This window comes from Streptacidiphilus monticola, assembly GCF_042658505.1.
GTDB lineage: Bacteria > Actinomycetota > Actinomycetes > Streptomycetales > Streptomycetaceae > Streptacidiphilus > Streptacidiphilus monticola.
On the sequence record NZ_JBHSQJ010000064.1, the window covers coordinates 56,099 to 81,147 of the forward strand.

At 70.6% G+C, this 25,049-nt stretch carries 20 protein-coding genes; 17 read left to right on the plus strand and 3 right to left on the minus strand.

Annotation, left to right across the window (positions count from 1 at the left end):
• Positions 1 to 38 precede the first annotated feature (38 nt).
• Positions 39 to 1,268, plus strand: coding sequence for a serine hydrolase domain-containing protein (locus tag ACFP3V_RS15825; RefSeq protein WP_380583788.1), 1,230 nt, complete (start codon positions 39 to 41; stop codon positions 1,266 to 1,268).
• 287 nt (positions 1,269 to 1,555) lie between these two features.
• On the opposite strand, the gene ACFP3V_RS15830 is transcribed toward ACFP3V_RS15825, so the two are convergent.
• Positions 1,556 to 2,569, minus strand: coding sequence for a LuxR C-terminal-related transcriptional regulator (locus ACFP3V_RS15830; RefSeq protein WP_380583790.1), 1,014 nt, complete (start codon positions 2,567 to 2,569; stop codon positions 1,556 to 1,558).
• A gap of 195 nt (positions 2,570 to 2,764) precedes the next feature.
• Here ACFP3V_RS15830 and ACFP3V_RS15835 point away from each other — a divergent pair, with 195 nt between their 5' ends.
• The 12 genes from ACFP3V_RS15835 to ACFP3V_RS15890 all read left to right on the plus strand — a co-directional run bounded on the left by ACFP3V_RS15835 (position 2,765) and on the right by ACFP3V_RS15890 (position 15,369).
• A complete protein-coding gene (locus ACFP3V_RS15835) occupies positions 2,765 to 3,025 on the plus strand; it encodes a hypothetical protein (RefSeq protein WP_380583792.1) in 261 nt (86 codons plus the stop codon).
• Between the two features lie 188 nt (positions 3,026 to 3,213).
• Positions 3,214 to 3,393, plus strand: coding sequence for a hypothetical protein (locus ACFP3V_RS15840; RefSeq protein WP_380583793.1), 180 nt, complete (start codon positions 3,214 to 3,216; stop codon positions 3,391 to 3,393).
• A gap of 72 nt (positions 3,394 to 3,465) precedes the next feature.
• On the plus strand, positions 3,466 to 4,524 hold the full coding sequence (locus tag ACFP3V_RS15845) for an iron-containing redox enzyme family protein (RefSeq protein WP_380583795.1): 1,059 nt from the start codon (positions 3,466 to 3,468) through the stop codon (positions 4,522 to 4,524).
• A gap of 3 nt (positions 4,525 to 4,527) precedes the next feature.
• Entirely contained in the window at positions 4,528 to 5,232 is a 705-nt protein-coding gene (locus ACFP3V_RS15850; RefSeq protein WP_380583797.1) for a 2OG-Fe dioxygenase family protein, read from the plus strand.
• 70 nt (positions 5,233 to 5,302) lie between these two features.
• A complete protein-coding gene (gene dapF / locus ACFP3V_RS15855) occupies positions 5,303 to 6,271 on the plus strand; it encodes a diaminopimelate epimerase (protein WP_380583799.1) in 969 nt (322 codons plus the stop codon).
• Positions 6,268 to 7,401 carry an aminotransferase class I/II-fold pyridoxal phosphate-dependent enzyme gene (locus ACFP3V_RS15860; RefSeq protein WP_380583800.1) on the plus strand — a complete coding sequence of 378 codons (1,134 nt, stop codon included), beginning with the start codon at positions 6,268 to 6,270 and terminating at the stop codon, positions 7,399 to 7,401. Before dapF ends, ACFP3V_RS15860 begins: the two co-directional genes overlap by 4 nt.
• Entirely contained in the window at positions 7,398 to 10,595 is a 3,198-nt protein-coding gene (locus tag ACFP3V_RS15865) for a non-ribosomal peptide synthetase (RefSeq protein ID WP_380583801.1), read from the plus strand. Before ACFP3V_RS15860 ends, ACFP3V_RS15865 begins: the two co-directional genes overlap by 4 nt.
• Complete coding sequence (locus ACFP3V_RS15870) at positions 10,585 to 11,439, plus strand: thioesterase domain-containing protein (RefSeq protein WP_380583802.1); 855 nt, start codon at positions 10,585 to 10,587, stop codon at positions 11,437 to 11,439. The genes ACFP3V_RS15865 and ACFP3V_RS15870 overlap by 11 nt, the downstream gene beginning before the upstream one ends.
• On the plus strand, positions 11,436 to 12,746 hold the full coding sequence (locus tag ACFP3V_RS15875) for an MFS transporter (RefSeq protein ID WP_380583803.1): 1,311 nt from the start codon (positions 11,436 to 11,438) through the stop codon (positions 12,744 to 12,746). Before ACFP3V_RS15870 ends, ACFP3V_RS15875 begins: the two co-directional genes overlap by 4 nt.
• Positions 12,747 to 13,442: an MOSC domain-containing protein gene (locus ACFP3V_RS15880; RefSeq protein ID WP_380583804.1), complete on the plus strand. Its 696-nt coding sequence runs from the start codon at positions 12,747 to 12,749 to the stop codon at positions 13,440 to 13,442.
• Between the two features lie 38 nt (positions 13,443 to 13,480).
• The gene (locus tag ACFP3V_RS15885; RefSeq protein ID WP_380583805.1) at positions 13,481 to 14,956 is read left to right on the plus strand and encodes a peptide ABC transporter substrate-binding protein; all 1,476 of its coding nucleotides are present in this window, start codon (positions 13,481 to 13,483) and stop codon (positions 14,954 to 14,956) included.
• Positions 14,953 to 15,369 (plus strand): CGNR zinc finger domain-containing protein, encoded by a 417-nt coding sequence (locus ACFP3V_RS15890; RefSeq protein WP_380583806.1) that lies wholly within the window; start codon positions 14,953 to 14,955, stop codon positions 15,367 to 15,369. Before ACFP3V_RS15885 ends, ACFP3V_RS15890 begins: the two co-directional genes overlap by 4 nt.
• Positions 15,370 to 15,471: 102 nt before the next feature.
• On the opposite strand, the gene ACFP3V_RS15895 is transcribed toward ACFP3V_RS15890, so the two are convergent.
• The gene (locus ACFP3V_RS15895; protein ID WP_380583808.1) at positions 15,472 to 15,918 is read right to left on the minus strand and encodes an anthrone oxygenase family protein; all 447 of its coding nucleotides are present in this window, start codon (positions 15,916 to 15,918) and stop codon (positions 15,472 to 15,474) included.
• Between the two features lie 95 nt (positions 15,919 to 16,013).
• Here ACFP3V_RS15895 and ACFP3V_RS15900 point away from each other — a divergent pair, with 95 nt between their 5' ends.
• The 3 genes from ACFP3V_RS15900 (at position 16,014) to ACFP3V_RS15910 (ending at position 19,895) form a co-directional block, all read left to right on the plus strand.
• Positions 16,014 to 16,592 carry a TetR/AcrR family transcriptional regulator gene (locus ACFP3V_RS15900; protein ID WP_380583809.1) on the plus strand — a complete coding sequence of 193 codons (579 nt, stop codon included), beginning with the start codon at positions 16,014 to 16,016 and terminating at the stop codon, positions 16,590 to 16,592.
• A gap of 816 nt (positions 16,593 to 17,408) precedes the next feature.
• Positions 17,409 to 18,749 (plus strand): RICIN domain-containing protein, encoded by a 1,341-nt coding sequence (locus ACFP3V_RS15905; RefSeq protein ID WP_380583810.1) that lies wholly within the window; start codon positions 17,409 to 17,411, stop codon positions 18,747 to 18,749.
• A 372-nt stretch (positions 18,750 to 19,121) separates the two neighbouring features.
• Positions 19,122 to 19,895 (plus strand): maleylpyruvate isomerase N-terminal domain-containing protein, encoded by a 774-nt coding sequence (locus ACFP3V_RS15910; protein ID WP_380583811.1) that lies wholly within the window; start codon positions 19,122 to 19,124, stop codon positions 19,893 to 19,895.
• A 131-nt stretch (positions 19,896 to 20,026) separates the two neighbouring features.
• Here the strand turns inward: ACFP3V_RS15910 and ACFP3V_RS15915 are convergent, their stop codons facing one another.
• A complete protein-coding gene (locus tag ACFP3V_RS15915; RefSeq protein WP_380583812.1) occupies positions 20,027 to 22,441 on the minus strand; it encodes an RICIN domain-containing protein in 2,415 nt (804 codons plus the stop codon).
• Positions 22,442 to 23,480: 1,039 nt separating this feature from the next.
• Between ACFP3V_RS15915 and ACFP3V_RS15920 the strand changes: the two genes are divergently transcribed.
• Complete coding sequence (locus ACFP3V_RS15920) at positions 23,481 to 24,983, plus strand: arabinofuranosidase catalytic domain-containing protein (RefSeq protein WP_380583813.1); 1,503 nt, start codon at positions 23,481 to 23,483, stop codon at positions 24,981 to 24,983.
• Positions 24,984 to 25,049 lie beyond the last annotated feature (66 nt).

Here is a 25,049-nt window from a genome sequence, read left to right on the forward strand (position 1 = left end):
GCCTACACCAACCGACCACACACGCAAGGGGATTGACGATGGGACGAGGCAACGGCGGCTTTACCGAGGCGGGCCTGCGCAAGGTGCGCGACGTGCTGACCCGGCACGTCGAGTCCGGCAAGATCCCCGGACTGGTCGCCCTGGTCTCCCGCGGCGAGGAGGTGCACGTGGAAGCCCTCGGCACGCTGCACCACGACGGCGGCGAGCCGATGCGCCGCGACACGATCTTCCGCATGGCCTCCACCTCCAAGCCGGTCACCGTGGCTGCGGCGATGATCCTTCTCGACGAATGCCGGCTGCGACTGGACGACCCGGTCGAGCCTTGGCTGCCGGAACTGGCCAACCGGCAGGTCCTCAAGCGGATCGACAGCCCGCTCGACGACACCGTCCCGGCCCTGCGGCCGATCACCGTGCGGGACGTACTCACCTCGACCTTCGGTCTCGGCATGGATCTGACCTCGCTCGGCACCCCGATCATGGGCGCCGTCTTCGAGCAGGGCCTGACCCCCAACCTGCCGGTGCCGATGCCCGAGCCGGACGAGTGGATGCGCCGCCTGGGCGCACTGCCGCTGATGCACCAGCCCGGAGAGCGCTGGCAGTACCACATCAGCAGCGATCTGCTCGGCGTCCTCGTCGCCCGGGTCACCGGCCAGTCCTTCGAAAGCTTCCTGCGCGAACGCCTCTTCGAGCCGCTGGGGATGAAGGACACCGGCTTCCACGTGCCAGAAAAGGACATCGACCGCCTCCCCACCCTGTACGCACCCGACCCGCAGACGGGCGAGTTCACCGTCTGGGACGAAGCCAAGGAGGGCCGCTGGAGCCGGCCGCCCGCGTTCGCGGGCGGCGGTGGCGGACTGGTCTCCACCGCGGACGACTACCACGCCTACTTCCGGATGCTGCTGAACGGCGGCGTCCACCAGGGCGAGCGGATCCTGTCCCGGCCCGCCGTCGAGCTGATGACCACCAACCGCCTGACCCCCGAGCAGAACGCCGCCCGCAACGCCATGGCCCGCGACAACGTCCACATCTCCTTCGGCCAGGGGCAGCACGGCGGATGGGGCTTCGGCATGGCCGTGCGCACCCAGCGCGGCGACTACGCGCCGATCGGCCAGTTCGGCTGGGACGGCGGCAGCGGCACCTCCACCTACGCCGACCCCGAGCACCAGCTCACCGGCATCCTGCTCACCCAGGTCGGCGCCTCAGTCCCCACCCCCGTCCAACTGATGCACGACTTCTGGACCACGCTCTACCAGGCCGTAGACCACTGACCGTGGTGCGCGGTGGTCAAGGCACCCCCTGCGGGCGCCGCCGACCACCGCGCACCAGGACAGAACCCCCACCAGCCAAGAACCCCGGCCACGCCCCGCACAAAGCCGCACGCCCCGGACCGGCAACCGCCGGCCGGGGCGCGCGCCCTACGGGACCGTGGCTCCCGACGACAGCACCGCGGATACCGGACGCCCACCCGGGTGGCCCGATGTCGGTCCGTCCGCCACATCCGGCCGCCGAGCAGGCGCACCCCGAGAGTGGGACGCGAAACGGGAGACCGGGGCCGTCAGCAGACCCCGGTGGGCTGGTCGACCGAGGCGCCCAGCCAGCCGCGCTCCATGGCGCGCGCACCGGCCTGGAAGCGGCTGCGTGCCTCCAGCTTGCCCAGCAGATCAGCGATCAGGCGGCGCACCGTCCGGTCCGAGACTCCGAGCCTGCGCGCCGCGGCCTCGTCCGTCTCCCCGTTCGCCAGCATCCGCAGCAGCGCCCGCTCCTGCCCGGACAGGCCCAGCTCGTCCCGTGGCCGGACCGCGCCCAGCGGGTGCGCATCGGCCCAGATCTGCTCGAACAGCGCGCACATCGCGGCCACCGCGCCGCTGCCATGCAGCACGGCGGCGCCGTCGGACGGCGACTCCGGATTGAGCGGCACCACCGCGGTCTCCCGGTCCACCACGATCATCCGCAGCGGCAGCGTCCCCGTCGTGCGAACCTGGCCGCCCAGCTTGGCGAGCCAGCGCGCGTAGTCGCGGGTGGCCGGGTCGTTGCGCACCGAGTCGAGGTAGACCGTCCTCATCTTCACGCCACGGCCCAGGAGTTCGCGGTCCAGCGGGCGGCTGGAGCTGCGCGCGTCCTCGGACTGCGCTCCCCCGGGCACGAAGGCCAGCACCTCGAACCGGGTCTGGGTGGTGAGCTGTTCGAGACGCTGCCGGATCTCGTCGATGCCGGTCAGCTCCTCCACGTCCGCCGAGCCGGAGGGACGGCTGCGCGCTGTCTCGGCGACGACCACCGCCAGCGCGGCGCGCCCGCGCTCGATCTGGTGCTGGCGTTCCAGCAGTTCGGCCTGCTGCCGGGTGAGCAGGGCCTCCAGGCCCAGCTCGGGGATGACCGGGCGCAGCGCCTGTGGGTCCTCCCAGGAGGGGCGCAGCAGCGCGAGCCGGGCCAGCTCGTCCAAGGCCTTGCGGATTTCGGGCTCCTCCAGCCCCAGATGACCGGTGAGTTCGTCGACTGCGGCGTCCGGTCGTTGCAGCATGGCCAGGTAGACGGCCTCGGAGATCGGATCCACGCCAAAGGCCTCGAGCATGCGGTTCCCCCCAGAACGTTCGTTTTGACAAGGCCATGATGCTCGTCCGGTGCTGGCCAGGCAACAACCGGCCAGCTCGTTTCGCTGGCAACCGGTTTGACGTGTTGTCAGGGTTGGACCATGTATTTCGTCGGATCCAGACTCGCGATGGGTCGTGCGGGGACCACAGGTGCCTCGCAGGAGACCGCGGACGCGGTGAGTCGGGCGCTTCGGCGCGCCGCGGGGCAGCAGTCGCGTCTGGTCCATGTGTTCGCCCAGCCCTCCGAGAGCGGGTCCGGACGCTGGGTCGACCTGATCCTCTTCGTGGTAGCCGACGGGGTCGAGGCGGCCGAGGGCTACGCCGCGACGCTGCTGCGCGGCGTGCTGGCGGAGTGCGACACCGGACTCGAGCTCGTGCGCTGCGCGGTGGAGCTCTTCCTTCCGGCCGCGGAGGCCCAGCTCGGCGGCGAAATGTAAACCGGTGTCCGCAACCGGACAGGCAGAAGTAGGACAGCCCGCACCCCTTCCGTTCGGATAACAGGTCGACAACTCTGGGCTCTGCAAGCGAGCCCGGGGGGAACGGGGGTGAACCACAATCCCCTTCCCGAACCATTCATCCCGCATCCACCCGATGCCGGGAATTACGGAAGGAACGAGGGGGAGTCGTGTATTCGCTCCGCAGGATCGCCGCGGCCGTCGGCCTGGCGCTGCCGCTGTCACTGGCCGTTCTCACCGCCACCCCGGCCTGGGCCGGGACGGCCCCGGCCCACGGCCCCGCCGTCGGTGCCGTCCGGCCCGCTGCCTGCCCGTTCAGCATGACCTGGGACGGGGTCAAGTGCAGCTGAGCCGGCTGCCCGACCGTGCCGCCACGTCCAGCTGACCGCAGCGCAGCAGAGGAGCAAGAAGAAATGTCTGTAATGGAACAAACGGTTCTGGCAGACCCCGAGTCCTACCTGGAATTCGTCGACGAGATTTCCTCCTGGTTCTCGGTTCCCGCCGCCGAGGTGGATCGGAAACTCTCCGGGGAAAGGGCGCGGCTGATCGCCTCCGTGGAGCTGATCAATGACCGGGCGGCGGCCGGCGACCGAACCGCCTTCTACTATCAGCAGTTGCTGCTCGCCCGGATCTACGGAATGGTCACCACAATTCCGCACGGGCGTAACGCGGAGGGCTCCGTGGTGCTCCACGAGGTCACCCGACTGCTGGAGGACGCGACCCTGGCCGCGGAGAACCGGTTCATCGAGCCGGGCACGGTCGAGGCCGCGCCGAAGGAGGGCAAGGCCTTCCTGTCCTGGATCAAGGGGCTGGCCCGCAGCCACCGGGTCTTCAAGCACCCGTACTACACCGAGTTCATCAATCAGCACGCCCAGGCGGACGACCTGCGGACCTACGTCATCCAGGAGTCCCTGGTCGACGGCCGCTTCGACGACCTGCTGGCGATGATGCAGATCGGCACCGACGGCCCGTCCAAGCTGGAGATCGCCTCCAACTTCTGGGACGAGATGGGCAACGGCAAGGCCGAGGAGGTGCACACCCACCTCTTCAACAAGATCTATGAGGTCTTCGACATCACCGCCGACGAGATGGAGTCGGCGATGACCGCCAGCGACCTGCTCGCCGGCAACCTCGCGCTGCTGCTGTGCCGCTACCGCTCGCTCTACCCGGAGGCAGTCGGCTTCCTCGGGATGACCGAGTGGCTGGTGCCGGACCGGTTCACCAACGTGATCCGGGCCTGGGAGCGGCTGGGCCTGCCCGATGTCGGCATCACCTACCACCGGCTCCACGTGACCATCGACTCGGTGCACGCGGCCGGCTGGTTCCACAACATCGTGCTGCCGTCGGCCACGTCCGACCACATGCGCCACGGCATCGCCCGGGGAACCCTGTGGCGGCTGAACTCCTCCGCGCGCCACCTGGACGAGCGCCTGGAGCAGGCGCGCGCCAAGAACAGCTCCGACACCGACCGGAAGGTGTGACCCATGCCGCTGAACGACCAGCACTTCGCCCTCATCGACCTCCCGCCCGTCCCGGCCGAGATCATCGAGAGCTACGACCGACTCCCGCACGACCCCTACATGGGCAACCTGACCCGGTACAAGCGGTTCGACCAGTACCGGCTCTCCCACGTCGAGGGCGAGGGCTGGCAGTTCGAGCTGCTGCCGCACCGCGACTACACCACCTTCACCCACTTCAACCCGGTGGCCGGCGGCATCCGCCGCACCTACGAGCCGCTGGAGGTGGACTTCACCGGCATCATCCGGGCCGGCATCGAGGCACTCGGCCTGGACGACAGCGAGGACTGGCAGATCAACGTCCACCAGAACCGGACGGTGGCCACGCCGGAGAAGCCCGGCCAGCTCACTCCGGAGGGCGTGCACCACGACGGGCACGAGTTCGTGATGATCTCCGTCTTCGTCCGCGACACCGTCGAGGGCGGCGTCACCCGGCTGTGGAACGAGGGCGCCGAGGAGCCCTTCTGGGTCGGCACGGTGGAGCCCGGGCAGGCCGTTGTCCTGGACGACCGCGCCATCGCCCACGACGTGACCGACGTGCTGCCCAAGGACGGCAAGCCCGGCCACCGCGACATCCTGATCGTGGCCTTCTCCCGCTGGAAGGAGAAGTGGTACGGCGACGAGCACGACGCCGCCGCCCTGGCCAGCGGCTCCGCCCAGGGCCAGATGTGACGCCCCGCCCGCGCCCGGCNCGGCCCCGGTCCGCCGGGGCCGGGCGCGGGCGCTGACGATTGGACGCGACGTGGCTGACCAAAACCGGGGCGCCGCCCCGGAGTTCACCAAGTACCACGCCCTGGGCAACGACTACCTGGTGGTCGATCCGCGGGCGCTGGGCCTGACCCCCAGTGGCGAGACCGCCCGCCTGCTGTGCGACCGGCACTTCGGCGTGGGCGCCGACGGCGTGCTGTTCGGTCCGATGGCGCCGGTCGAGGCCGGCCGCCCGATCGAGCTGACGATCTTCAACTCGGACGGCAGCGCCTGCGAGAAGAGTGCCAACGGCATCCGGCTTTTCGCGCTGCACCTGGCCGAGGGCGGACTGCTGCCCGCCGAGCTGCTGCCCCAAGGGCAGGACAGCGGCGGCGAGTTCGCGGTGCGCACGCTCGCCGGCGACTCGCCCGTGCGCATCCGCGAGCTGGCGGCGGACCTGGCGTCCGGCACGGTCCAGATCGGACTGGGCCGGCCCTCCTTCGACCCCGCGGTGATCGGCCTCACCGGGCATGAGGGGCCGGCCGTCGGCTACCCGCTGGAGGTCGGCGGCCGCACCCTGACCGTGACCTCGCTGCACAACGGCAACCCGCACACCGTGGTCTTCCCCACCGCCGAGCCGACCCGCGAACTCGCCCACCAGCTCGGCGAGTCGATCGCCGGGCACCCGCGCATCCCGGCCCGCACGAACGTGCAGTTCGTCCGGGTGGTCGACGGCCGCACGCTGCGCATCGAGATCTGGGAGCGCGGCGCGGGCTACACCCTGGCCTCCGGCGCCAGCGCCGCCGCGGCCGTGGCCGCCGCGCACGCCCTGGGCCTGGTCGAGGACCGCGTGACGGTGCGGATGCCCGGCGGCGAACTGGAGTTGACGGTCGCCCCGGACGGCGCGCTGTCGCTGACCGGCGCGGTGGAGCAGGTCTCCGCCGGCGGCTTCTCCCCTCTTTTCCGCCACCGGCTGGGCATCAGCGCGACGGCGGACCGATCCGGCAGCGAGGTGTCCGCATGACCCGAGTGATCGAGCCAGCCACCGAGCAGGCAGCCACCGAGCAGGCAGCCGACGATGCGGGCTACCCGATGCGGCGCTGGGTGTTCGAGGACTCCCTGGGCCGGTTCGACATCGACCTGGGCGACAGCCACGTCCAGTGCGGCAGCATGAGCCAACTGCACGTCCCCGTCGACCTGGAGCTCAACTACGGCGTGGACCGGGGCAGTCCCGACCTGGTCGAACTGGTCGCCGACCGCTACCTGGGCTCCGCCGACCGCGTCGTCGTGACCCACGGCGCACAGGAGGCGCTGTTCCTTCTCTACAGCACGCTGCTGCGGCCGGGCGACCGGGTGGTGGCCTTCCGGCCCGGCTGGCAGCAGGCCTGGGACGTGCCCCGCCGGATGGGCTGCGACGTACGGGTGCTGGACCTCACCGAGGACTTCAGCATCGACCTGGAGGCCCTGGAGGCCGCGGCCGGACCGGAGTTGCGGCTGATCACGCTCAACACGCCGAGCAACCCGACCGGCCGCCGGATCCGGCACCGCGAGTTCGAGGCGCTGTGCGCGGTGGCCGAGCGGTGCGACGCCTACATCGTGCTGGACGAGGAGTACGTGCTCGACCTGGCCGCCTCGCCGGCGCTACGCGGCGACCGCTTCGTGTCGGTGTCCAGCCTGTCGAAGATGTACGGCTTCCCCGGACTGCGGGTGGGCTGGATGTACGGGCCGCCCGACGTCGTCTCCGCCTGCGCCGAGTTCAAGCACCTGACGTCCATCTCCAACTCGGTGCTCACCGAGTCGCTGGCCGTGGACGTGCTCCAGCGGTGGCAGGAGTGGGCACGCCAGTACCACCGGCTGACCGACGAGGGCCTGCACATCCTCACCGAGTGGGCCGCCCGCTACCCGCAGGCGCTGCGGCTGGTGCCCCCGGAGGGGACGCCCTTCGCCTGGCTGCACCTGACCACGGGAGGGTCCTCGCTCTCCTTCGCCCGGCAGGTGCTCGACACCGGCGTGCTGATCATGCCCGCCGAGACCCTGGGGTCGGTCCGCGGAGTGCGGCTGGCCTTCGCCCGTGAACCGCAGATCCTCCGCGAGGGCCTGAGCCGCATCGGCCGGGTCCTGGAAGCCGCACCGATGGGGAGCGCCGCCGCATGACCGCCATGGATATGACGCCCACCGACATCACGGCGCCGCTGTCCTTCGGACAGGAGCAGCTGTGGTTCCTGGACCAGCTCGCCCCCGGCGGGACGACCTACAACATCCTGCTCGCCTGGCGGCTGCGGGGCCCGCTCCGCACCGACCTGCTGCGCCGCAGCCTGACCCTGGCCGTGCAGCGGCACGACGGCCTGCGGGCCACCCTGCACGACGACGACGGCACCCCCTTCCAGCGCATCGCCCCGGCGCCCGAGGACGTCGAGCTGACGGTCGTCGACCTGACGGCGCTGGCGCCCGAGGCCCGCGAGCAGGAGGTGGACGCGGAGATCGCCCGCCAGAGCGAGCTCCCCTTCGACCTGTCCGCCGGGCCGCTGTACCGGTTCCGGCTGCTGGAACTCGACGCGCAGGACCACGTGCTGGTCCAGGGCTTCCACCACGTGGTGACCGACGGCTGGTCCTCCGCCGTGCTCAACGCTGAGATCACCGCCGCCTACGCCGCGCTGCTGGAGGGCCGCGAGCCGGTCTTCGCGTCGGACGACCCGGGCTACGCCGGCTTCGCCGCGAGCCAGCGCGAGCGCCTGGACGCGGAGGAGCTGGAGGAGGAACTGTCCTTCTGGCAGCAGAAGTTGGACGGGCTTCCGGTGCTCGAACTGCCCACCGACCGTCCCCGGCCGCAGGTCGCCGCCCACCGCGGCGCCTCCGTGATCCGCCCCCTGCCCGAGGGGCTGCCGGCCCGGCTCCACGCGCTGGCGCAGGAGCACGGCGTCTCCCTGTTCATGGTGCTGACGGCGGCGTTCAACGCCGTGCTCAGCCGCTACACCGGGCAGGACGACATCCCCCTGGGCGTGCCGATGCTCGGCCGCCCCGATCCCGAACTCGAGGACGTCGTCGGCCTCTTCATCAACATGGTGGTGCTCCGCTCCGACCTGTCGGGAGACCCCACCTTCGCCGAGCTGCTGGAGCGCACCGCGGACGCGAACCTGGAGCTCTACGAGCACCAGGAGGTGCCGTTCCAGCAGATCGTGGACCGGGTGCAGCCGCTGCGCGAACCCGGACGCAACCCGCTGTTCCAGGTCGCCGTGCAGGTGCTGGGCGGGGCGACCTCCGGGGACAACCTGTTCTTCCCCGGTGTCACCAGCGAGTACGTGCTGCTGCCCTCGGTCGGGGCCCGCTTCGACATCTCGCTCAACTTCATCGAGTCCGGTGACCGGATCAAGGCCTCGGTGGAGTACAGCGCGGACCTCTTCGACGCCTGGCGGATCGAGGCCATGCTGGGCCACGTCGAAACCGTGCTCGCCGCCGTGGCCGACGACCCCGGGCTGCGGCTGTCCCAACTGCCGCTGCTCACCGAGGCGGAGCGGGAGGAGCTGGCCGCGATCGGCACCGGCGAGGTGGTGCCCTACCCGCAGGAGCCGCTGCACGTCCAGTTCGCGGAGAAGGCCCGGCAGCAGCCGGACGCCGTCGCCGTGGTCTGCCGGGGCGTCGAGCTCAGCTACGCCGAGCTGGACCGCCGGGCCGACCTGCTCGCCCGCCACCTGCGCGGGCTCGGGGTGACGGCGGGTCAGATCGTCGCGGCCGTACTCGACCGCGACCTGGACGCCTACGTCACGCTGCTCGGCATCCTCAAGTCCGGCGCCGCCTTCGCGATGCTCGACCCGAAGGCGCCGGCGGCCCGGCTGGACTTCATGATCCGCGACACCGGCGCGCCCGTGGTGATCACCCGCTCGCCGCTGGCCGGCACGCTGCCGCAGTCCTCCGGCTGGGCGACCGTGCTGATCGACACCGACTGGAGCGCGATCGAGGCCGCGTCGACCGAGGAGCCGCTGGAGGAGTGGGCGACCCGCGAGTCCCTGGCCTACATCCTCTACACCTCGGGATCGACCGGTCAGCCCAAGGGCGTGATGATCGAGCACCGCTCGGTCTCCTTCTTCTGCGAGGCCTACCGGCGCACCTTCGACTTCGGCCCGGCGGACCGGCTGCTGCAACTGCCCGCGCTCAACTTCGACATGTCGCAGGGCGAGATCTGGACCGCGTTCGCCGCCGGGGCCACCGTCGTGGCGGTCGCGCCGGAGGACGCGCAGTCCCCGGAGGCGCTCACCGCGCTCATCCGCGAGCAGCGGGCCAGCTACGCCGGACTGCCGCCGGCGATGCTGTCGGTGCTGGAGCCGGAGCCCTACCCGGACCTGCGGTACATCATGGGCGGCGCGGAGGTGCTGCCGCCGGACCTGGTCAACCGCTGGAACCTGCCCGGACGCACCTTCGTCAACCTCTACGGCCCCACCGAGGCGGCCATCGCCTGCACCGAGTACAAGGTGGACCACCTCACCTGGCGCACCTCGCCGCCGATCGGCCGGCCCGAGGTCAACCGGCAGGTGCACGTGGTGGACCGGCACGGCAACCTGGTGCCCAAGGGCGTCGGCGGCGAGCTGCTGATCGGCGGCGAGCCCGGCGGCCTGGCCCGCGGCTACCTGAACCAACCCGAGCTCAGCGCCGAGAAGTTCGTGGCAGACCCCTTCGACCTGGAGCGGACCGTGTACCGCAGCGGGGACCTGGTGCGCTGGAACGCGGACGGGCAGCTGGAGTTCCTCGGGCGGATCGACAACCAGGTCAAGCTGCGCGGCCTGCGCATCGAACTGGGCGAGATCGAGGCCGCGTTGCAGGCGCACGAGCAGGTCGCGCGGGCGGTGGTGCTGATGCGCCCGGACCGCCAGGGCGAGAACCGGCTGGTCGGCTACGTGCTGGCGGAACCCGGCGCCGAGGCCCCCGCGCCCGAGGCGTTGCGCGAGCACCTGCGCGCCTCGCTGCCGGAGTACATGGTCCCCACGGCCTGGGTGCCGGTGGCGGAGTTCCCGATGAGTTCGGGCTGGAAGATCAACCGCAAGGCGCTGCCCGACCCGGTCGAGGACGAGGGAGCGGACGACTACGTCGAGCCGCGCACCGAGACCGAGCGACAGGTCGCCGACGTGTTCGCCACCGTGCTGGACCGCGAACGGGTCGGCGCCGAGGACGGGTTCTTCGCGATCGGCGGCAACTCGCTGCAGGCCATGCGGGTCGTCAGCCGGATCAACAAGACCTTCAAGATCAAGATCAGCATCCGGGTGCTGTACGACGCCGTCACGGTCGCGGGCATCGCCGCCGCCGTGGACGCCAAGCTGGCCGACAAGGCCGCGGGAGGTGCCGGCGGTGCCCGCTGACCTGAACCGCCTGGTGCCGCTGCAGCAGGGGCACGGCCGTCCCGCCCTGTACTGCGTGCACGCCGTCTCCGGCTCCGCGTACTCGTACGCGGGCCTGGCCCGGCTGCTGGGCCCGGGACAGCCGGTAGTCGGCCTGGAGGCCCCGGGCTTCGACGACGAGCGCACCCCGGTGCGCTCGCTCCCGGCCCTGTCCGCCGAGTACGCCGACACGCTCACGGAGTACCAGCCGGACGGCCCGATCCAGCTGCTGGGGTGGTCGATGGGCGGAGTGATCGCCTTCGACATGGCGCAGCGGCTGACCGCGGCGGGACGCGAGGTCGCCCGGGTGGTGCTGGTCGACAGCGGGCTTCCCTGGGTGGCCCCGCTGCCGGTGGAGCGCGAGATCCAGCGCCGCTTCATGAACGACATCATCGGCATCGCCGCCCTGGACCAGGAGCAGGCGGCCGGCATCGCCGCCGTATTCGCCGGGCGCCCCGACGACAGCGACCCCGAGGAGACCTTCGAGGCGGTGGAAGCCACCGGCATCCTCCCCGAGGAGCTGGACGCCTGGGTCCTGGGCGAGCGCTACGCGGTGTTCCGCGCGCACATCGAGGCGCTGTTCGGCTTCGCGGTCTCCGGCAGCTACGCCGGGCCGGTGACCCACATCCTGTCCGCCGAGTCCCCGTCGCAGTACATGCGCTGGGACAAGGTCGCCTCCGATCTGACCGAACACACCCTGCCGGGGACGCATCACTCGATCTGGGCCGGGGAGAGTCTGGTCGCCATGGCCGCACTGGTCCGCCAGGTGCTGCTGCCCGGACCGGACGCCCTCGATCCCGTCGACCGCCAAGGAGCCACCGCATGACCACCACCGAATCCCTCGCCGATCAGGAGTCGGCCGCGCCGCCGCCGTCGCTGTGGCACAACGCCGACTTCCTGAAGTTCTGGGCGGGCGAGTCGCTGTCGCTGATGGGCACTCAGGTGACCAACCTGGCGCTGCCGTTGACCGCGATCCTGGCCTTCCATGCCAGCGACGAGCAGGTGGGCCTGCTGCGGTTCCTGCAACTGGTGCCCTACCTGGGCCTGGCGCTGCTGTTCGGCGTCTGGGTGGACCGGGCCCGGCGGCGCAGCATCATGCTCGGCGCCAACATCACCAGGATGGTGCTGATCGGCCTGGTCCCGGTGCTGCACTGGACGCACACGCTGACGATGGGCCCGCTGCTGGTCATCGCCTGCGCGGTGGGCATCGCCTCGGTGCTGTTCGACGTCAGCTGGATGTCGTACGTGCCCATGCTGGTCAAGGACCCCAAGCACTACGTCGAGGCCAGCTCCAAGATGGGCATCAGCTCCTCCACCGCCGACGTCGCCGGGCCGGGCCTGGCCGGCGTGCTGGTGAGCTGGCTGACCGCCCCGGTCGCGTTGCTGGTGGACGCCTTCTCCTACCTGGTGTCCGTGGTCTCGCTGCTGCTGATCCGCACCGAGGAGCCCAAGCCGGCCCCCGCGACCGGCGACAAGCGGCACCTGTGGACCGAGCTGCGCGAGGGCGTCGCCTTCGTCTTCGGCGACCGCATCCTGCGTCCGCTCGCGATGGTGGCCCCGTTCTGCAACTTCTCCCTGGTCACCGTCTGGACCATGTTCCTGCTCTACGCCACCCGCGTGGTGGGGCTGAGTGCCGCCCAGATCGGTGTGGTGTTCGCGGCGGCCTCGGTCGGCGGCCTGGTCGGCGCCACGATCTCGCGCAAGGTGCTCGACCGCTTCCCGCTCGGCCCCGTCTACGCCGTCACCATGGGCGCGGTCTTCGCCGGGCCGCTGCTGCTGCCCTGGGCCGGCGGCCCGCGGGCGGTGCAGGTGGCGCTGTTCATCCTGTCGTTCTTCGTCAGCTACCTGGGCCTGGCCATCGCCAGCGTGGTCATGGTGAGCCTGCGTCAGACCTGCACCCCGCAGTCGATGATGGGCCGGATGAGCGCCTGCTTCCGCACGGTGCTGTTCGGCGGCGGCGCCCTCGGCGGCCTCTTCGCCGGACTGCTGGCCGGCGCGATCGGTCCCGAATCCGCCCTGACGTGGGCCGCGATCGGCTCCGCCGTGGTGATCGTCGGCCTGGTCGTCTCCCCGGTGAGCCGACTGCGGCAGCTGCCCGAGCCGCCCGCCGCCCCGACCCCCGCGGAGGCCTGAATGTACGTCAAGGAACTGTGGCGCTACCCGGTCAAGTCCCTGCGCGGGGAGCGGCTGACTTCGGTGGAACTGACCGAGGACGGCGTGACCGCGGACCGGCAGATCCACGTCCAGGGCGTCCACGGTCCGCTGACCGCCCGGACCCGGCACGCGCTGCTGGGCCTGTCCGCCACCACCGACCCCGACGGGCAGGTGCTCATCGACGGCGTTCCCTGGCAGGACCCCAAGGCCGCCGCAGCGGTCCGCGAGGTCGCCGGCCCGGACGCGCGGCTGGTCCGCTACGCCGGGCCCGAGCGCTTCGACGTGCTCAACCTGCTGGTCGCCACCGACGGCGCGATCGCCGAACTCGGCCACGACGGGCGGCGGTTGCGGCCCAACATCCTGCTCGGCGACGTCCCCGGCCTGGCGGAGCGGGAATGGCCCGGCCGGGCACTGCGCATCGGCGACACCGTCGTCGGCATGCTCAAGCTGCGGGCCCGCTGCATCGTCACCACCATCGACCCGGACACGGGCGGGCAGAACCTCGACGTGCTGCGCGACATCCACCGCCGCTACGACGGGCGCTTCGCCCTGGACAGCTGGGTGGCCCAGCCCGGAACGATCCGCGTCGGCGACCGGGTCGAGGTCGTCGACCTGGACCTGGAGCGGCCCCGCCCCGGCGGCTGGATCGTCGGCGCGCCCTACCTGGTGCCCTGATCACCCGTGAACCCGCTCACCCGCCCTTGGAGTTCGCCATGAGCACCCCCACCGAGCTGCGCGTCTACAACTACGAGCCGCCGGGGCTGACCCCGGCCACCGGCCAGGACCAGAACGCCGTGATCATCATCCGGCAGCTGTTCAAGGGCCTGTTCGAGTCCGACCCGGTGACCGGAGCGCCCCGGCCGCTGCTGGCCGAGTCCGCCACCAGCACCGACAACCGGGTGTGGACGGTCGTCGTGCGGGACGGCTTCACGTTCCACAACGGCGAGCCGGTCACCGCCGCGAGCTTCGTCGACGCCTGGAACCTCGCCGCCGACCCGGCGGCCGAGCAGCCCAACGGCGGCTTCTTCCACCGCATCGAGGGCTACGGCGAGCCGGTGCTGCGCGGCCTGCGGGTCCTGGACGAGCGGCGGTTCGAGGTCACCCTGACCCAGCCCTACTCCGGCTTCCGGGCCATGCTGTGCTACTCCGCCTTCGCACCCCTGCCGAAAGCCGCGTTCGCCGACCCGGAGGGCTTCGCCGCCCACCCGGTCGGCAACGGCCCGTACCGGCTGGCCGCCTGGGACCGCGGCGAGCAGGTGGTGCTGGAGCGCCACGACGCCTGGGGCGGCCCGACGGCGCTGACGGACCGGGTGGTCTTCCGGATGTACCCGACGCTGGAGGCGGGTTACCAGGGATTCCTCGCGGGCGAGCACGACCTGATGGACAACCTGCCGGCCGAGAACTACGCCGAGGTACGCTCCCGCTTCCCGGGCCAGGTCTTCGAGCAGGCCAGCAACAGTTTCAGCTACCTCGGAGTCCCGCTCTACCGGCCGGAGTTCGCCGACAAGCGGGTGCGGCAGGCGCTGTCGCTCGCCATCGACCGGCAGGCCGTCATCGACGAGGTCTACGAGGGCCAGTACCTGCCCGCGGCCACCATCCTCAGCCCCAACTTCCTCGGCTACCGGGAGAACGCGGGAGCATACTGCCGCTTCGACCCGGAGAAGGCGCGGGCGCTGCTCGCGGAGGCGGGCGGCTGGCCGGGCGGGACGCTGGTGCTGCACTCCAACATCGGCGGTGGGCACGAGCCCTGGCTGGAGGTGGTGGCCCGGCAGTTGCGCGAGCACCTGGGCATCGAGGGCGAGCTGCGGGTGGACCGGCCCTTCGCCGGGTACTTCGCGCAGGCGAAGGAGGCCGGTTACGAGGGCCCGTTCCGTCGGGCGTGGGCACCGGACTACGCGTGGGCGGAGAGCTACCTCGGTCCGATCCTGGGCCGAGGCGGGTCGGCGAACCAGCAGTTCTGGGACAGCCCGGCCTTCGACGCGCTGGTGGCGCGGGGAGACAAGGCGGCCACCCAGGAGGAGGGGGTGGCCTTCTACCAGCAGGCGGAGGACCTGGCGCTGGAGGAGATGCCGATCATCCCGCTCTGGTTCCAGAAGACCTCCGTGCTCCGCAGCACCCGGGTGACCCGGTACGTCCGCAACATCATCAACGGCTCCGACTACGCGGCGATCGAGGTCCGGGGCCGGTGACCGCCCCGAGCCCGGCGGCCGAGCTCCTGCTGGCCTTCCTCGCCGGAGGGGACGCGGGAACCTCGGCCGCCGCCGCCCTGCGCGCCGTCCTGCTGGACCACCTGGCGGGCGCACCGCCCGCGGTCCTCACGGAGGCCTTCGCGGGTCTGCCGCTGCGGCTGTGCCCGGATGGTCCGCAACTCCTGCGCCCCGCCGTCGGGCTGGCGGAACCACAGCTGACACTGGCCCAGGTGGCCGCGGCCTGGGCGCAGTTGGCGTTCACCGGCAGCCTGGACCGCGTTCGCCTGTGCGCTGAGCCGGGCTGCGGGCGGGTCTTCTGGGACGCCTCACCCAACCACAGCCGCCGCTGGTGCTCGATGCGGCTGTGCGGAAACCGCACCAAGCAGCGGCGCCACCACGCCCGTTGGGCCTGACCAGGTGCGCCCCTTCGTCCAACCGCGTCTGGTGGGCTGGACGAAGGGGCGCACCGCGTCGGATCGTCGGATCGCAAGCCTGGCGCTCGGGCGACCGAGCTGTCAGGCGAGCGCCGCGACCAGCAGGGTGAAGGCGGCGATGATGACGGCGAAGCGGACGTAGTGGTAGGCGAGCCAGCGGTCGAGCTGCTCCTTCCAGTCCTCGGGCCGGTTCTCGGGCGTCCACGTCTTGTTCCGGTTGTTGATCGGCACCAGCAGCAGGATCGACATGACCACACTGAGGATCAGCAGCCCGGCGGCCGCCACGACCAGGCCGGTGCCGTGGTGGTGCCATCCGGTGACGGCCCAGACCGCGCTCAGGACCACCGAGCCGATGTACCAGAACGGCATCACCGCGCCCAGCATCCGCCCCCCGTGGGCGTGGCCGAGCTGGCCGGCGTCGCCGGGCAGGGCCTTGAGGATCGGGTTGATGACGAACAGGACGGAGAACTCCACCCCCACCATCACACCAACGACGACGGTGGTGACGACCTCGACCGCACTGAGCATGATGACCCCTCCCATAGAGTTTCTAGCAGCGCTAGCTGATGTGACAACGCTAGCCCTACTGTCGCTCGATTGTCTAGCGATGCTAGGATCGAGTCATGTCGGTACAGGAACGCAAGGAGCGCGAACGCGCGAGCCGCGAACGGCTCATCGTGGCCACGGCCCGCGAACTCGCCGAGCAGCAGGGCTGGGACGCGGTCACCACCCGGCGCCTCGCCGAGCGCATCGAGTACAGCCAGCCCGTCCTCTACAGCCACTTCCGCGGCAAGCGCGAGATCATCGGCGCCGTCGCCCTCGAAGGCGCCACCGAGATGGCCGCCGCACTGCGGGCCGCGACCGCCGCAGCGGACGGCCCGCGCGCCCGGGTCGCCGCCCTCGCCCGCGCCTATCTCGACTTCGCCGAGCACAACCCGGCCGTCTACGACGCCCTGTTCCAGCTCGACGGCGGCCTGCCCTACGCCCGGGAGGACACCCCCGAGCCGCTCAAGGACGCCTTCGCCGCCCTCCTGGAAACCCTCGGCGACGTCGCCGGCGACGGCGTCCACCCAGGGGTGTTCACCGAGCTGTTCTGGGCCTCGCTGCACGGCATCGCGACCCTCACCCGAGCGGGACGCCTCCCCCGCGAATACGCCGAGCAGCGAGTGGACCTGCTCGTGGACCGCCTCCCCCTGCGCTGACACACCCTTCCGGGCACGCGGTCGGCAGCGCCGCGGGCAGGTCGCTCCAGGCGGGGAGCCGTCCGGGCCGGACCGGATCAGAAATTCCGGACGCGGGATTCAGATGCGTACCCCGCTGCGCGGCACGGGTGTCGACGGTCGGCGGTCCGCCCGGGACCAGGCCATCGTCGTCTCGGGCCCACCAGTCGGTGCCCCGGCTCCTCCAGCCCGCGACAGCGTCGGCCGACGCGCCCGGCCGAGCCCAGGCCCCGCCGCAGGCCGCTCCTGGCGCTCAAGCCGCGGGCGGGTGCCTCGCTCTGAGTGAGCCGGAGGCCCAGTGCTGGGCGAACCGGTTCGAGTTCGGGATGAAATTTTCGCTCGACTCCAACAGGCGCAGCGGACATGGGATCTCCGGGAGGACGCCTGCGAACTCGGGGCAAAGCGTCGCTGGAACCGCATCCACTCGCCGCCGCTTGACCGCTGACCTGGCCCGCCCTCTCCTCGAAGCACTCGCGAGCCCAGGACCGAGCCATGACCAAGACGCCGACCTCCCGAAACCCGCCTGCGAATCGGCACCACAGTCCGCCCTGCGCCGCTTGACGGCTCGTACACCCCGATGCAGGCTCTTGCTGTCGCGTTCACGACAACCCATCGCTTCATCCCCTGCGCGGGCGAACCGGACTCGCCTTCCGTGGGGCCCGCCCGCAGGCCCCGTCGGCAGTAGGGACGACGAAGCCCTTCTCCCGTTGACGTGCGGGCTCGCCTTTCGAACCGCTTCGACGGCACGGACGGTCGCCGACGCGTCCCCACCCCCTGGCCCCAGAGAAGGAAGAGCTTATGAGACGCACATCCTTGCTCACCCCTCTTCTGGCCGCGATGGTCCTCATCCTCGCCGCCATCAGCATGACGCTGAGCGCCGGCGTCAGCGCCACGGCCGCGCCCGTGTCACCCGCTGCGGGCACCGGCGGCTGCGGCAAGGCACCGTCGCTGTCCAGCGGCACCCACACCATCACCAGCAGCGGCCAGACCCGCGGCTACATCCTCAGGGTCCCGGCCAACTACGACCAGAACCACCCCTACCGGCTGATCTTCGGGTTTCACTGGCTGGGCGGCACCGCCAATGACGTCGACTCCGGCGGCACTGACGGATACAACTGGTCCTACTACGGACTCAGGCGCCTGGCGGACGCCGCGGACAACGGCACCATCTTCGTCGCGCCTCAGGGCCTCAACAACGGCTGGGCCAACACCAACGGCCAGGACGTCACCTTCGTCGACGACATGACCGCCCAACTCGAGGCCGGCCTGTGCGTCGACACGACCCAGATCTTCTCCGCCGGCTTCAGCTACGGCGGAGCGATGAGCTACGCCCTCGCCTGCGCCCGGCCGGCAGTCTTCCGTGCGGTCGCCGTCTACTCGGGCGCGAACCTCAGCGGATGCAGCGGCGGCACCCAACCGATCGCCTACATGGGACTCCACGGCCTGCGGGACAACGTGCTGCCCATCTCCTCCGGCCGAGCTCTGCGCGACCAGTTCGTCAGGAACAACGGCTGCACCGCGCAGAACCCGCCGGAGCCGGCCTATGGCAGCCTGACCCATACCGTCACCGCCTACTCCGGGTGCAAGCCCGGCTATCCGGTGGTCTGGGCCGCGTTCGACGGGGCAGGCCACGACCCCGGTCCCATCGACGGGTGCACCTGCGACGGCTGGCACACCTGGACATCCGGCGAGGTGTGGAAGTTCTTCAGCCAGTTCGGCTCCAGCAGCACACCGCCACCGCCGCCCAGCGGCAACCAGGAGATCGTGGGCCAGGCGTCGGGCCGGTGTGTGGACGTCAACGCCTCCTCCACCGCCAACGGCACCCAGGCCCAGCTGTGGGACTGCAACGGCGGCACCAACCAGCGTTGGACCTACACGGCGGGCAAGCAGCTCGTGGTCTACGGGAACAAGTGCCTGGACGCCTCGGGGCAAGGAACAGGCAACGGGACCGCGGCAGTGATCTGGGACTGCAACGGCCAGGCCAACCAACAATGGAACGTCAACGCCAACGGCACGATCACCGGAGTGCAGTCGGGCCTGTGCCTGGACGCCGTCGGCGCAGGCACCGCGAACGCGACGAAGATCCAGCTGTGGGCCTGCTCAGGCGCGGGCAACCAGCAATGGAGCCTGCGCAGCTGACCGGGCTCTTCGGACTCCAGGGCCGGCCTCCGCCACTTCGGAGCCGGCCCCGGAGCCGCCGGTCGAGGCAACTGGCCCCCTCCAGGCGGAAGCGCACTCGCGAAAGCGGAATCCGCGCCCAGCCAGCAAGGGCTGGGCGCGCCACGGCACAGGTACGTGAAGACGAACCGCGGGCAGGCGTGGACGCCGATCTCGTCCGCGAATTCGCCGGCCGCTGGGACCTCGTAGCTCTCACCGACGCGTCGGCCCGCTGCGCAGGAAGGTGGATGACGGAGTCCCAGGACGACGTCGGTCCAGGCGCTCCCCCGGCCACGGCGCGTTCGTCCGACAAATTCGCTACCGGCGGGCGGAGCGGCGTGATACACAGCCGAGGTGCAAATAAGCTTGGAGTTCCCCGAGGTCCTGCGGCTCATCGAAGACCGCTCGGCCGCGTTCCGCGCGGCCATCGCGGCCGCCCCCGACCTTGACGTCCAGGTCCCCACGTGCCCCGACTGGACGCTGCGCGAACTGGCGCAGCATCTCGGCGACGGCCGCCGCCGCCAGGCCGCCATCGTCGCGGCCGGCCCGGGCGCCGAGCCCCCGGCGAGGACGGACCCGAAGGGCGCCCCGACCGCCCCGCGCGACCGCGAGGCCCTGGACGCCTGGCTGGCCGAGTCCACCGAGCTCATGCTCGACGCGCTCCGCGAGGCCGGCCCGGACCGCGGCTGCTGGACCTGGTGGGGCCACTCGCAGGCTCCGCAGACCAGCGGAGCCGTGGCCCGGCACCAGGTCCAGGAGATCGCCGTCCACACCTACGACGTCCAGCTCACCCAGGGCACTGCGCAGCCGCTGCCGACGGACGTCGCTGTCGAGGGCGTCGACGAGTTCCTGACGACCGTCGCGGCGACGAGCGTCCCCTGGCCGTTCAAGCCCGCGACCATCGACCTGCACGCGACCGAGGGCCGCTCCTGGCGCCTGACCCTCAACGCCGACGGCGTTCGCTGCGACGACCTCGACGCCGAAGCGGAGCCCGGCGACATGGCGATGCGAGGGCCGGCCGGCGAACTGGTCCTGTACTTCTACGACCGCATCCCGTTCGACGGCTTGGAGACCACCGGCGACACCGAGCCGATGGAGCAACTCGCAGAGTGGGACCCGAACGCGTAAGGCCACGCATCCCGACGGGCGTGTCCCCCGGCAGATCCGCGTCTGCGATCGGAGTCTGCGATCCGCGTCCGCGACGCGCAGCACGTGCCGTTCCGGCCGGGCCGACTTCTCCGCCCGGCCGGGATCACAGCTCAGCCGAGGGCCCACTGCTGGTTGCTGCCGCCCTTGCAGGTCCAGATCTCGACCGGTGTGCCGTTGGTCGTTCCGGCGCCGTTCACGTCCAGGCACAGGCCGGACTGGACGCCGGTGACGGTGCCGTCGGCGTTGATGTTCCACTGCTGGTTCGCGTTGCCGTTGCAGGGCCAGATGATGGCCTTCGTGCCCGGGCTGGTGCCCTGGGCGTTGGCGTCGAGGCAGAACGTACTGCCGCCCACGGTGACGGTCAGCTGGCCGGAGGCGGTACGGGTCCAGGTCTGGTTCGCGCCACCGTTGCAGTCGTAGATCTCCAGCTGGGTGCCCCCGGTGGTCGAGGAGCTCGGGTCGTCCAGGCACTTGCCCGCCCCCACCGCGTGCAGCAGGCCGGTGCTGCCGCCACCTGTGCCGCCGCTGCCGGGAGTGATCTTCAGGTTGTCGAACTGCGCCGTCTCCCCCTGACTGGTGGCGTAGCCGGCCTGGCCGGCGCCGTAGCTGAAGTCGTTCGCCGAGCCGACCGTCCTGCCGTCCACGCCCGCGGTCATGGTGCTGCCGGAGAAGGTGAGCGAGAGGGTGTGCCAGTGTCCGGTGCCCAGTGCGGTGGTCATGCCAGTGGCCAGGGTCGAGACGTTGCCGCCGGTGTTCGTGCTCAGGATCGACCAGGCCCCGGTGTCGCTGACGCGCAGGTGATAGGCGTTCAGACCGCCTGCTCCGCCGTAGGACTGCGTGTTCGCGCGACCCATCAGCTCGACGTATCCGGGCTGCTCCAGCAGGACGTCCGAGGTGACGGTGTAGTTGGCCCAGCCCGTGTCGCCGATCATGGCGTGCGGGTCGGTCAGCGTGTCCCAGGTGATCGGCGCCTGGGCGCTCATCTGTCGCACGCACGCGCCGGAGCGGCCGCCGCCGCAGTTCGCGACCTCGAAGGCACCCTGCCAGTCCATCAGGTACTTCGCCTCGGCGCCGACGGCGTAGCTGTCGAACGAGTCGCTGTAGGGCAGGGCCATCGAGCCCTGGGCGGGACCGGTGGCGGTGCCCTTGCCCTGGCCTGTCGTGGTGGTGACGGAGTACACGTAGCCGGGCTGCACGGTCAGGCTGTAGCTGCCGCCCGAGGGGGTGATGTCAGCGGTGTGCACGAAATAGTCGGCCGGGTTGGTCGAGTTCAGGTTGGTGGCCCACACATGGACCTGGCCGGTGGACAGTCCGCCGGTGACGTTCATCGTCAGCGTCTGGGGCGCGGAGGCGTCCATCGTCTCGATGACGGTGGAGTAGTCGCTGTTGTTGGGGGACTTGAGCGAGACGTAGCTGCCGTTGTTGCGATTGCCCGCGATGTAGCCGCTGGAGGAGTCCAGGTAGTGCCAGCCGGGTGCGGTGAACTGGGTGGTCTGCGCCTCGACCCAGGCGTTCTTGCCGACCGCGTAGTAGCCGGACCATGGCTGCGGCGAGAGCACCAGGCCCATCGTGGGATAGGGGATGTTCGGCGTGACACCGGCGTCGATGGGCCAGTTGAGGTACGCCGTCATCTTTCCGTCGATATAGCCGCGGTTGATGCCGCGCGCCATCGCCTGCGCCCCCGCGTTGTAGTCGTCCGAGCCGTTCTCGCTGGCCCACAGTTGCTTGCCGGACGAGGTCGCGGCCGACGGGACCGAGCAGTTGGCCTGCGAGGAGCGGTAGCCGCACGGGTAGTGCGTGCCGATGATGCCGACCGAGGCGGCGAACGACGGGTTGGCGTCGATGTCGTTGGCGATGCTCCAGTCCGAGTCGGCGCCGACGATCGTGATGTTGCCGTAGCCGGCGGTGTTCAGGGCGGAGCGCAGCTGCTCGTACCAGGTGATGTTGTAGCCGCGCTCGTTCCAGCCGCCGAGATAGTCGATGGCCAATCCGGCCTGCTTGCCGCAACCGAGCCAGGAAATGAGGTAGTTGACCATGTCCGTGGACCAGAAGTTGCCGTTCCCGATCCAGCCCGGGGCACCCCAGGCCAGGCCGTACAGCTTGATCTTCGGGTTGCGCGCCTTGGCCTGCTCCGCGAGCCAGAACTCGTAGCCGACGTTGCAGTTGACCGTGCCGCGCGTGTGCTCGATGCTCGGCTCGGCACCGGAGGTGGAGTTGGTGTCACCGCCGATTTCGATCTTGAGGATCTGGTTTGCGGCGCCGTAGCCCGGCTTGAACAGGTAGTCGAGGATCTGGCTGCGCTCCGGCTCGGGATAGTCGATCAGCAGCCTGCTGTTGCCGCCGCCACCGCTGATGGAGCCCACGCCGTCGAAAGAGCGTCCGCCGGACGCTCCGTTGATCGTGATGGCCGTCGCGGCATGGGCGGGTGCGGCGGTGGCCACCAGGGCACCAGCGGCGAGGGCGGCGCCCGCGAGCACGGCCGTCGCCCCGTGCAGGCGCCGCAGAAGTCTGCTGAGCATGGACACGATGTCTTGCCTTCCTTCCGGGGGCAGGCGCATCCCGTGGTCGGCGTGGTGGCCCCGACCACGGGACACTGGTGCTGCGGGGCCGCAGCGCGGTTGGGCATCGGCTGCGGTGGTGCGTTGAGGCGCTCTTTACGGCAGGCCGCGACGGATCCACGGCAGCAGGTACGACGTCGTGGCCGGCCGACGCTCGGACACGTCGAGCAGCGGCTCGCGGACGCAACTCGTTGGCCGACCTGCCCGTAATGTGTCTGACTCTTGGGCAGCACGAGCCGACCTCGAGCACCGCTCGCCGCGAGGGCGGCCGACCTGGACGCACCCACGCAGCCGGATGGGCTCCGCGATGTCGTCACCGTGACCGGGCCGGCACCTGTCGGCACGAAGTGCGCTGGAAAACAGGAAACTTCGGGCTGGGAGGTGTGTCAAGATGTTCGGCCGAGTGAATCGGCATGTTCGGATCAGTCCGGATCGGCGAACGCTCGCCGCACGGAGCGGAGCACAGAAGACGCTCGCCGGGCCCGTCTCACCGTGAAGCCATGAGTCCGACTCATTGAAAGTTTCACCGGGCAAGCCGTCCCTGCCGAGTTGACCGTAACACGTCATTGACCGAGCCGACTCCGAGCCGTAGCATCCGCTGACGTTTCCAAGTGCGGAACCGGTTCGACTGGCGAGCACACAGGTCACAGCCAGCCATAGGCGCAGCAAGGGTCCGGTAGCCCTGAGTCGACGGCTGGACCCGGCCCGGCGCGGACGTACCTCTTCCACCCACCCACCAACCGCCTGCGGGCGCTCAACCGCCACTCTCAGTAACCATTCAGGGCTTTGAATGAGTCTGAAACTCTGGCACACCGATCGCGGGCCGCCGGGACGGGCGGCCGCGGGTTCGCCCCCGAACGGCTCCGCCGCGCCCGTCGCATGCTCAGGCACGCGGCGCTCGTTCAAAGGCGGGCCGGTCCAGCTCTCTTGACTCCAAACCGGCCTGGAAGAAGGCAAGTTGAGCAGGAGCCCGCGCCAGCCCCGAACCACGCGAACAAACCCTCTGATGAAGACGGAGGTCTTCGTGTCCCTGAGACCAACCTTCCGGCGGTTCACCCGGCTGCTGGCCGCCTTGCTGATGGCGGCCGCGGTCGCGATGCCCGTCACCGCCACCACGACCGCGAACGCGGCTGCGGCCCAAGGCCCTTGTGACATCTACGCCGCGGGCGGCACACCGTGCGAGACGGCGCACAGCACGACCAGGGCGCTGTTCGCGTCCTACAACGGCCCGCTCTACCAGGTGCAGCGGTCGTCGGACGGCGCGTACCAGAACATCGGGCTGCTCGCCCCCGGAGGAGTGGCCAACGCGGCGCAACAGGACGCGTTCTGCGCCGGCACCAGCTGCACCATCACCAAGATCTACGACCAGACCGCGAACCACAACGACCTGCCGATCTCCTGGGGCGGGTACTGGCACGGCCCGGGCCCCAACGGCGCCGACATCGGCGCCAACGCGACCGCGCTCCCGCTGACCATCGGCGGCCACAAGGCCTACGGCGTCAAGGGCACGCAGGGGGTGGGCTACCGCGTCGACAACGCCAAGGGCGTGCCGACCGGCTCCCAGCCCGAAGGCGTCTACATGGTCACCTCGTCCACATACGTCGACCAGTGGTGCTGCTTCGACTACGGCAGCGGCGAGAACTCGCACACCGACACCGGCAACGCCACCATGAACGCGATCGAGTGGGGCACCGCCTGCTGGTTCGGCGGCTGCACGGGCTCCGGCCCATGGGTGGAAGCCGACCTCGAGAACGGCATGTACAGCTCGAACACCGGTCCCAACCAGGCGAACTACACCGGCGTGAACTTCCCCTTCGTCACGGCGATGGAGAAGAACAACGGCACCACCAACTTCACCCTGAAATACGCCAACGCGAACAGCGGCGGGCTGACGACCGGATGGTCCGGACCGTTGCCCAACGGCTACTCACCCATGAAGACCGACTCCTCGATCCTGTTGGGCACCGGCGGCGACAACAGCAACAGCGGCGTCGGCGAGTTCTTCGAGGGCGCGGTGACCGCCGGCTTCCCATCGGACGCCACCGAGAACGCCGTCCAGGCCAACCTGACCGCAGCGGGCTACTCCTTCGACGGCGGCACCGGTGGCAGCAGTTCGACCGGTCCGCTGCACGCGGTGGGCGCGGGCAAGTGCCTGGACGACCCGAACGGGAGCACGACCGGCGGGACCCAGCAGCAGATCTACGACTGCAACGGCCAACCCAACCAGACCTGGACCAGGACCTCCGCCGGTCAGCTCACTCTTTCGCTGGGCGGTCAGACCCTCTGCCTGGACGCCAACGGCCAGGGCACCACCCCGGGCACCAAGGCGATCATCTGGCCCTGCAACGGCCAGGCCAACCAGCAGTGGACCTTCAACTCCAACGGGACCATCACCAGCGCGCCGTCGGGCCTCTGCCTGGACGTGACCGGAGCCTCCACCGCGAACGGCGCCCCCGCCGAACTCTGGACCTGCAACGGTGGCAGCAACCAGCAATGGCGCCTCGGATAGGCGAGGACTGGAACCTCTCCCGCCACATGCAGCGGGAGCATGAGCGTCCAGACGGCGATACGCCGG